Annotated in this window: 8 protein-coding genes; 1 reads left to right on the top strand and 7 read right to left on the bottom strand. The window is 36.7% G+C overall.

All coding sequences use genetic code 11. The annotated features are described in order from the left end of the window. A partial coding sequence (locus IEX65_RS28260; protein ID WP_374757866.1) for a 3-coathanger stack domain-containing protein occupies positions 1–84 on the top strand: 84 nt, incomplete at its 5' end. Positions 85–206: 122 nt separating this feature from the next. On the opposite strand, the gene IEX65_RS27675 is transcribed toward IEX65_RS28260, so the two are convergent. The 7 genes from IEX65_RS27675 to IEX65_RS27645 form a co-directional block, all read right to left on the bottom strand. Further along, positions 207–1,451, bottom strand: coding sequence for a DEAD/DEAH box helicase (locus tag IEX65_RS27675; protein ID WP_308424976.1), 1,245 nt, complete (start codon positions 1,449–1,451; stop codon positions 207–209). Positions 1,452–1,569: 118 nt separating this feature from the next. Next, a complete protein-coding gene (locus IEX65_RS27670) occupies positions 1,570–2,433 on the bottom strand; it encodes a TraB/GumN family protein (RefSeq protein ID WP_188771608.1) in 864 nt (287 codons plus the stop codon). 181 nt (positions 2,434–2,614) lie between these two features. Then, the gene (locus IEX65_RS27665; RefSeq protein WP_188771606.1) at positions 2,615–3,313 is read right to left on the bottom strand and encodes a hemerythrin; all 699 of its coding nucleotides are present in this window, start codon (positions 3,311–3,313) and stop codon (positions 2,615–2,617) included. 148 nt (positions 3,314–3,461) lie between these two features. Next, the gene (locus IEX65_RS27660; protein ID WP_188771604.1) at positions 3,462–4,025 is read right to left on the bottom strand and encodes a YceI family protein; all 564 of its coding nucleotides are present in this window, start codon (positions 4,023–4,025) and stop codon (positions 3,462–3,464) included. Between the two features lie 132 nt (positions 4,026–4,157). Further along, positions 4,158–4,673 carry a heme-binding domain-containing protein gene (locus IEX65_RS27655; RefSeq protein ID WP_188771603.1) on the bottom strand — a complete coding sequence of 172 codons (516 nt, stop codon included), beginning with the start codon at positions 4,671–4,673 and terminating at the stop codon, positions 4,158–4,160. A gap of 64 nt (positions 4,674–4,737) precedes the next feature. After that, positions 4,738–5,598, bottom strand: a complete 861-nt coding sequence (locus tag IEX65_RS27650; RefSeq protein WP_188771601.1) for a dienelactone hydrolase family protein — start codon at positions 5,596–5,598, stop codon at positions 4,738–4,740. Positions 5,599–5,884: 286 nt separating this feature from the next. Beyond that, on the bottom strand, positions 5,885–8,434 hold the full coding sequence (locus tag IEX65_RS27645; RefSeq protein WP_188771599.1) for a TonB-dependent receptor: 2,550 nt from the start codon (positions 8,432–8,434) through the stop codon (positions 5,885–5,887). Between the last annotated feature and the right edge of the window lie 279 nt (positions 8,435–8,713).

The raw sequence follows: 8,713 nt of genomic DNA, 5'->3' as shown, positions 1-8,713 counted from the left end.
CAAGCTGGTAAGAGTATTGTTCTCAGTCCAGGTTTTGAATCAGGGGCTGTTTTCAAAGCTGAAATACAAGGCTGTAGTAATTAAATACAGGAGTCGAGTGGTATTACCACTCACTCGACTTTATATAATCCATTGATGCCTTACAACAATAAAAGCGAGCCAACAAAAAGTTAGCTCGCTTTTATCATTTTGTATGCCTAAGACTTTTAAGAAACAGCTGGCTTTTTATTATCAACTCCTTTTTTATTAAAAAACTTCTTCTTTCCCGTTGGTTTTCTGTAAGGTTTTCTTGACTGAGATGCTTTGTATTCGGGTGCTTTTCCGAGTCCTAAGCTTTCGGTAATATTTTGCTTCTCAACTTCTCTTTCAAGTAGTTTTTCGATATTTGCTATGCGATATTGGTCTTTTTCGTTGATAAAGGTAAAGGCTGTTCCAGTAGTTTCGGCACGTGCTGTTCGTCCAATTCGATGGATGTAATCTTCAGCATCACGAGGTACATCAATATTTATTACCAAGTTCAAATTATTAATATCAATCCCTCTCGAAAGAACGTCGGTAGCTACCAAAATCTTGAATTGTTTATTCTTGAAACCTCGCAATGATTCTTCACGGTCTTCTTGAGAATTATCCGACGAAATACCCTTCGCTTCAAATTTATTTCGATTGAGCATCCGAACAACTTTATCAATCATTGCTTTTTGCGATGTAAAAATAATAACCGATTCAGCTACTGTATTTTTCATCAAATGAATCAATAAAGGAAGTTTTTGTTCATCGGAAGCTAAATAAAATTGTTGGTCGATTCCCACCGCAGGTTTTGAAACTGCCAAACGAATTTCTTCTGGATTTTTCAGTATTTTATCAGCAAAATCTCTGATTTTCTTAGGCATCGTTGCCGAAAACATCAGATTTTGACGATTTTGGGGTAAATGCTTCAATACAAAAAGTATATCGTCCGAAAAACCCATATCGAGCATTTTATCTGCTTCGTCCAAAATTAAGCATTTCAAATTATCAAATTTTACTTCGCCCGAGTTCATGTGTGCCATTAATCGGCCAGGCGTGGCAATGATAATATCAGCACCTTTTACTAAGGCTTTACGTTGTTGGTCCCAGTCTTCGCCTTTTCCTCCACCGTAAATCGCAATACTGGTTGCTTTTATAAAATAACTAAAACCTTCAATTTGCTCATCAATTTGTTTGGCAAGCTCACGAGTCGGAACTAAAATAAGAGCAGATGTATGATTGCTGGGTTCTCGACTAATTTTATCTAAAATCGGAATCAAATAGGCGGCAGTTTTACCCGTACCAGTTTGTGCCGAAGCTATCAAATCTTTACCTGAAAGAATAATCGGAATGGCTTGTTGCTGTATCGGAGTGGCTTGTAAATAATTCATGGCGTCCACTCCAGTTAAGACATCATCATGAAGGTTAAGTTCGGTAAATTGCAATTTTTTATAAATTAAATAGGACTTATGAAAGCTTTAATATCTACAAATATAACATTAAGTAGCTTATTAGCAATAAATAAGCCGTGATTGTTTGGTTTCAACAAAATTTCAAGATTTTCTACTCTAAACTTTTCAAAGTATAACCTTTTTGTTGCAAAAGTTTCAGAACGCCTTTCTCTCCACCCAAATGTCCCGCTCCTACTGCAAAGAAAGTTGGTTTCTGTTTGATGTTTTTTTCAATGACAGGTATCCAATTTTGATTTCTCTTATCAAGCATTTCGTCTTCGATGCCTTTCATACCTACCATCTTTTCCGAAATCATTTTGGTCAATGCCTCAATATCTTGTTTTTTATATAAATCTAACATCTGGTCGTATGTTTCATTGCTTTTTTCGGCCTCTCTGACAATCTCCATCAACCAATCAATTTGCTGTTGCAAGGGTGCATTATTCAACAAAGCCATTTGTTCTTCGATGGTTTCAAGCCCCAAAACTTCTTTATTTTCGCTTTTGGCTTCTTTTACAAAATATTCTTCATAAGACTTGGGAATCGGACAGCCCGCTGATTTCATCAAAGCCATGCTCATATAAAACATCGGTTTGGCTGTGCCAAATGCAGCAACATCCATTCCGACATTTTTCTTAAAATATTCACCAAACAACTTATAATCAGTCTCATTCATTAAATCTTTTAGCTTTTTACCATCGGCCGACATCATCAATTTTTGAGCTTTAAACAGCATCTGTGGGTCGTCCATATCAATTTCTAAGAAGATTTGTTGAGCGGTTTTAAACTTCTCAGCTGTGCTTTTGGGCAAGAAAAACTTGTCAGGACAAATTATATGGATTGTGCCGTAAAGATATGATGGCTGTGAAAGCCCATTACCAGAAATCTCCCAAAGTAAACCTTTTGGAGTTTGTTGTGCTTGCGTTTGAAAAACAGTAAAAATGGATACCAATAAGGTGATTAGTTTCTTGTACATTTTCTAATGAGTAAGAAGTTGAAATAGGCTTTTCCTGTTATTAAAAATCTAAATTGCTACAATAAAACATCCGACTAAGGATTGCTCGACTCTATAAAGATATGTCATAACACTCTAACAACAAAAAAAGGCCGATGAACATTCATTCATCTGGCCTTATACTATCCAAGGGTATGTGTTTTTAATGAGATAAGTGTTTTGTTTTCTTCTCCAATTCTACAACCATTGGCACCAGTACGTGGTCTTCAATGATAGCGTGTTTGCGAAGTTCAAGCTCAAATAATTCAACTTGATTTAAGAAAACTTTGTAAGGTAATGGAGTGGTTTTGTTGTCCGAATATTTTTTAATAATCTCACTCACTTCTTTTAGCTCGTCTTCAATTGGTGAGTGGCTTGCAATAAATTTTTCTATCGAAAACTCAGGGTCGAGGTCTAAACTTTCGGCACACACTGGCTTTATCTTAGAAGCCACAATCATTCGTCTGATATATGGAAATAATTGTTTTTCTTCCATTCGGATATGCTCAACCAATTTATTTTTATAATCATTGAAGAAAATAGCCAAACTTGCCAATAGATGGTGGCTTTGGCCATATTTACTAAAAATATGTAACAAAGACTGCTCTATTTCGGGTAATTTCTTACTCAAATAATATTGGTGAGTAGCTTGCAAATAATCCAGAATATCTTCTACCGAAAACTTCTGCATTTTCTCGAAAGGGAAGTCTTCGTCGTCATTATATAAATCCAAAATCAGCTCAATCAGCTCGTGGTTCATTTCGAGATGAGTGATTGATTTAGTTTTTGGAGTACTATCTAATCGCTCCGTAATCAATTGAAGCATTTTAGAATTATCAATGAGGTCGTTTACTGTTGTCATATCTTTGCCTTTCTTAGAATCTTGTGGACAAAACTATCAAAGCTGAATATCGAAAAATATGATGAAAGTCATAAAAATGGTTTTAAAACAAAAAAGCATGCCGAGATTCGCTCTCAGCATGCTTTTTTATAAAAGGTCAAACCCTTATTTAGTTAGCTTTGAATTCGCCAGAAGCACGAAGTTCTACATCTTCAGCTACAACAGCACCAGGCATTGCACCTACACCGAAGTCAGTACGTTTTACTGTACCAGTAGCTTTAAAACCTACTAATTTTTTGCCATCACGAGCTGCACCTGTACCAACCAATGTAAGGTCGAGAGTAACTGGTTTTGTTACACCTTTCATTGTTAGGTTACCAGTCAATTTATATTTTTTTGGACCAGCAGGAGCAATTCCTGTGCTTTTGAAAGTCAATGTTGGAAACTTCTCTGTATCAAACATATCAGCTTTTTGAAGGTGACCATCACGCATTTCTTGGTTAGTAGTCACTTGTTTCATATCAGCAGTTAATTCAAAAACTGCATCAGAGAAATCTTCTTTTGAAGATGTGATTGTTGCATCGAAACTTTTGAATACACCGTCAACTTCTGACATCATCAAGTGAGTAACAGTGAAAGTCATTTTAGCGTGAGCTTTGTCAAGTGACCATTTCTGTGCAAAAGATGCAACTGATGCTAATAAAGCAATAGCAAGTACTGTGATTTTTTTCATTTTACTGTGTTTTTTTTTGGTTAATACTATGAATAATTAGACGAAATACTCAGACAAATGTAATAACATATAATGTTCAGACAAACTATTTCAAGAACATTAACAATCCATTAACTAAATAGACTAAACGTATTAATCTCGGGCTTGTCCTTCTGGACTACGACGCTTCATTACCAAGCTATCGGCGGGGTAATTGGCTTTCAAAGTATCCATTTGTGCCTTAGCCCAATCAATAATTAATTGGCGTTGTGCAGCCGTAAGGTTTGCTTCTTTGTGCAAGCCGAGAGCGGTATAAGACTCCAAAGGCATTTCTTTTTCTTCGACCGTTTCCATTACCTCTTCAAGCTTATGATTTTGTACGGCAATCGGCAACTTAGTGAAAGTCGAAAAATTAAGGTGTCGTTTTCCATCATCTACATGATGTGCTAAGAAAAATGCTACTGGCTGAATATTGTTGTACCACGGATACGCTGTTTTGTTTGAGTGGCAATCTCGACAAGCTACTTGCAGCACATTAGCAACTTCAGTTGGGACGTTGTATTTTGTTGAAATATCGAATGTATTATCATCTGAAAGATTTTTTTCAGGATGAATAAACTGAATCAGAATCAACACTACTCCGACTCCAAGAGCAATTTTCTTCAACATAATTATAGAATTTAAGGTTAGTACTCAGAAAATATACAAGCAAACTCGTGGTTCGTTTATAAATTTACGATAAAGTATCTTTAAACAAACGGAGGGTTCGCTCCCATGCTAATTTTGCCACTTCAGCATTATATCGAGTCGGAGCCGTATCGTTATTAAACGCATGATTGGCACCTTCATAAATATAAATCTCATGTTTTGTACCAGCGGCTTTAAGAGCAGCTTCGTAAGCAGGAATTCCGGCATTTACTCGCTCATCAAGTCCGCCGTAGTGCAACATCAACGATGCCTTAATTTTTGGCACATCAACGGCATCGGCCTGACGGCCATAATAAGCAACGGCAGCATTAAGTTTAGGCGAGTTTACCGCCAATTGATTAGCAAGTCCACCACCCCAACAAAAACCAACACAAGCTGTTTTTCCGTTAGACTCTTTGAGTGAACGTAGGTAATCAAAACCCTTCAAGAAATTATTCACATTTTTCGGAGCATCAAGTTTGGCAAATAATCCACGTGCTTCGTCTTCGTTGGTTGGAGTTCCGCCAAATGGTGAAAGGGCATCTACACCAAGTGCAATATAGCCAGCTTTTGCAACTCTACGAGTAACGTCTTTGATATGAGGATTCAAACCACGGTTTTCGTGAATCACTAAAACCGCTCCTATTTTACCCGAAATTTTCTTTGGTTTAGCCAAATACGCTTTCATCGTAGAGCCATCACCTTCGTATGTAATATCTTCGGTTGTAATATCTTCATCATCTTCGGCTATTGTCATGGCATTGGCATAATTTACTTCTAAAAGAGGCAAAATGGCAATAGCTGCGGCAGTACCGCCAGTGAGTTTGGCCAATCGTGCCATAAAATCACTTCGAGTGAGCGGTTTGTGGGTGTACTCGTCGAAAAGGTTGATAATTTCTTGATTCATAGTCTTAATAGAGTTGATTATTTTATAAAAATACTAATTATTGAGAAAACTATATTGGTATTTATTCAGAATTTCAATAAGCTTTTTTTACAGTACGAATGAAAATCAATTAACGTTGACTCTCATCAGAACTTTGAATAAAAAAAGAAGGGGCTTGCCGAATATCACAAGCCTTCTAATTTTTCAACCTAATCAAAATAAAAATCTTTTATATCTTTTGGGCTTTGGAAAATGGCTTAGGGAACCCCTCCCCTAAAGCCATTTTGATACACTTAGCCCACTTTTCTTAGTTATTGTTATTATCACCACCTGACTTCACGTCATCGTTTTTCACTTTCGATTGTTTGGTTTGTGTAAACTTCATTTTACCAATTTTATAGCTAAATGTCAGCTTAATGTTTTGGTTATAAATGTTGTTGATACTAACTTGATTGAACAATGGCGTTGTAAGGGTGCTTTTCATTCTCATTCCGAAGAAGTTTTCAGTTGCTAAGCCAAGGCTACCTTTTTTGTTAGCAAATTCTTTTCTTGCTCCGATTGAGTACATACCCATACCACCTTGTGTTCCTTGAAGTTGTACACGGTTGCCTCTGAATCCACCGAATGCTTGAATGGCCCAACCCTTTTGGAGTGTGATAGATGATTGTAAACGTCCACCAACAACAACACCTGAGTTACTAATTGTTGACGAAATACCATTCAAACCTGTTTGCTGTCCTTCTAAGTAGTTGTAATACAAATCAAGTCCACCATTCAAAGTCCATTTTGGCGTGATAAAGAAGTTACCGAAGATGTTAGTACCGTAAGTTTGTTCTTTACCAATGTTTTGGAATGTTGTGATGATTGCTCCAACTACACTATCAGATGGCATTGAGATACGTGTGATAGAGTTGTTGGTTTGACGACCAAACACCGAAACATTTAAGTATGTTTTCTTGATGTTTGTGCTTAAACTAAACTCAAGGTTATTAGAGATTTCCGGTCTTAGGCTTGGGTTACCAATCGAAATACTTTGCGGATTTGACGCATTGTAGTTCGGGTTTAATTGTTGCAAACCTGGACGTTGAATACGGTTATTGTAAGCTAATTTCAATGTTGAAGCTTTACCTACGCTTTTTGAGATATTTACGCTCGGTACGAGATTGCCATAAGCTGGAATCGAGATTGTTCCTTTTTGGTCGTTGGCAGTAATTGTTGTGTATTCATAACGGCTACCAACTTTGAATGTATATTTGTTTTTTGTTGAATAAGTATATGACAAATAACCTGCTGCAATATTTTGGCTGTAATTCAACAAACCTGCTGGATTACGAGCATCTGACGAAAACGAACCTGTTGGGTTAGCGATTAGGTATTCGTAATCACTGTTTACTTGACGGATTACAGTTTTCAAACCTACCTCAAACATTTGATTTTGTTTGATTGGTGTCTGATAATCAGTTTGTAAGGTAACTTCGTTGTTAAAGTTTTTATTCAAGTTTTTCTGACGGCTAACCAATTCCTGTGAATTACTTAATAAATCAGTAAAGAAATTATTTGTCAATTTGTTTTGGCTAAATTGTCCAGAAACCGACCATTCTTGTGATGGTTTAAAAGTACGGATATAATCAAGGTTGATATCAACCGAATTTGATAAATCTTTGCTCGTTACATCACGGTATGATGTAGAATTTAAGACACTGTTTGTGTATTGATTAATAGTAAAATCTTGCGAACGAGTAAAATTACGAGTACCGAATGCTACCGAAGCCGTAAGCGATTGATTTTTAGCTAAATCATAATCAAATCCTAAATTATATCTTCCGAAAAGACCGTTATCAAAAGCATCTGCCGTTTGATTTGTTAGTGTAGGAATACCGTTTCTTACCGTTGTTTGGTCTAATGATGTAGCTGATTTATTATAAAATACACGACCGAAACCACCGAGAGTTACACCAAGTTTTCCTTGGCGATAATTACCATTTAAGCTCAGGTTTGAACCACGAATACCCACACCCGAATCAACATTAAGCGTTAAGCCTTGTAAAGTAGATTTTTTCAAGATGATGTTAATGATACCACCCGAACCTTCTGCATCATATTTAGCTGATGGCGAAGTGATTACCTCAACCGTTTTAATCAAATCGGCAGGAATCATTTTCAAGGCATCGGCAATGCTACTCGCAACGATTGTAGATGGCTTGTTATTAATCAAAACTTTAAGGTTTGAAGTACCACGTAATGAAACGTTACCGTCTAAATCAACCGACAACATCGGAACTTTACGCAAAATATCGGCTGCATCGCCACCTTTCGATGTCAAATCTTTTTCGGCGTTATAAACTAATCTATCAACTTTTTCTTCAATCATTGATTTCTCAGCCGTAACAGTTACTTCTTCTAATTGCTTTACACTTTGTGCGAGTTTAATTACGCCCAAATCATTGTCTTTGCCTTTTTCTACTTTAACCTCAATGGTTTTGTCTTTGAAACCAATGAATGTAATAACCAAGTTATATTCGCCAGCGGCAACACGGCTCATCGAAAATTTACCTTTTTCGTCAGCGATTGTTCCGTCAACTACTTTCTTTGTGTCTTTTATATAAAGAGCAACGTTAGCAAACTCAACAGCAGTTGATACGCTTTCGTCAATCACAAAACCAAAAACTTTTGAATTTCCTTTTGGAGCATTTCCTTCTAAATTAAAAGTGGGTGCTTGTTGTGTGTTTTGAGGACGGCCATTGCCATCTCCTCTTTGTCCACCACCCATCCCACCAGGGCCACCAGGACCAAACTGAGCAGTTGCCAGTGTAGTGGCAGCTATAATTAGTGTAAGTATTGATGCTAACTTTTTCATTGCAGTGCTATTTAATATTTTGAATTTCGGTTCTAAAAAACTGTGAGGATTGTCGGCCTCGTTAAATTATGCAACAAAACAAACAGTAATTTTTGAAACAATTTTTGGTATTAGATAAGTACGGCGTTCAACTCGACAACTCGGCCGATAACTCGACAATGCCGAAGTGCAGAATATTTTTGCCAAAATATCGACCAAGAAAGCCGAATTGTAGAAAAAGAGGCAAAAAGCACCTTAAAGTACCACAGAATAGTTGCATTTAAGATTCTTTTTAGGCAA

It is taken from the genome of Emticicia aquatilis, assembly GCF_014644295.1.
GTDB classification, from domain to species: domain Bacteria; phylum Bacteroidota; class Bacteroidia; order Cytophagales; family Spirosomataceae; genus Emticicia; species Emticicia aquatilis.
The sequence above is the reverse complement of the archived record's forward strand: the minus strand, read 5'-3'. Positions and strand labels throughout refer to the sequence as shown.

Bases quoted from the DNA above. Each gene is read 5' to 3' on its own strand.
- IEX65_RS27670 (WP_188771608.1), bottom strand. From the start codon at position 2,433: ATGTACAAGAAACTAATCACCTTATTGGTATCCATTTTTACTGTTTTT.
- IEX65_RS27665 (WP_188771606.1), bottom strand. From the start codon at position 3,313: ATGACAACAGTAAACGACCTCATTGATAATTCTAAAATGCTTCAATTG.
- IEX65_RS27660 (WP_188771604.1), bottom strand. From the start codon at position 4,025: ATGAAAAAAATCACAGTACTTGCTATTGCTTTATTAGCATCAGTTGCA.
- IEX65_RS27655 (WP_188771603.1), bottom strand. From the start codon at position 4,673: ATGTTGAAGAAAATTGCTCTTGGAGTCGGAGTAGTGTTGATTCTGATT.
- IEX65_RS27650 (WP_188771601.1), bottom strand. From the start codon at position 5,598: ATGAATCAAGAAATTATCAACCTTTTCGACGAGTACACCCACAAACCG.
- IEX65_RS27645 (WP_188771599.1), bottom strand. From the start codon at position 8,434: ATGAAAAAGTTAGCATCAATACTTACACTAATTATAGCTGCCACTACA.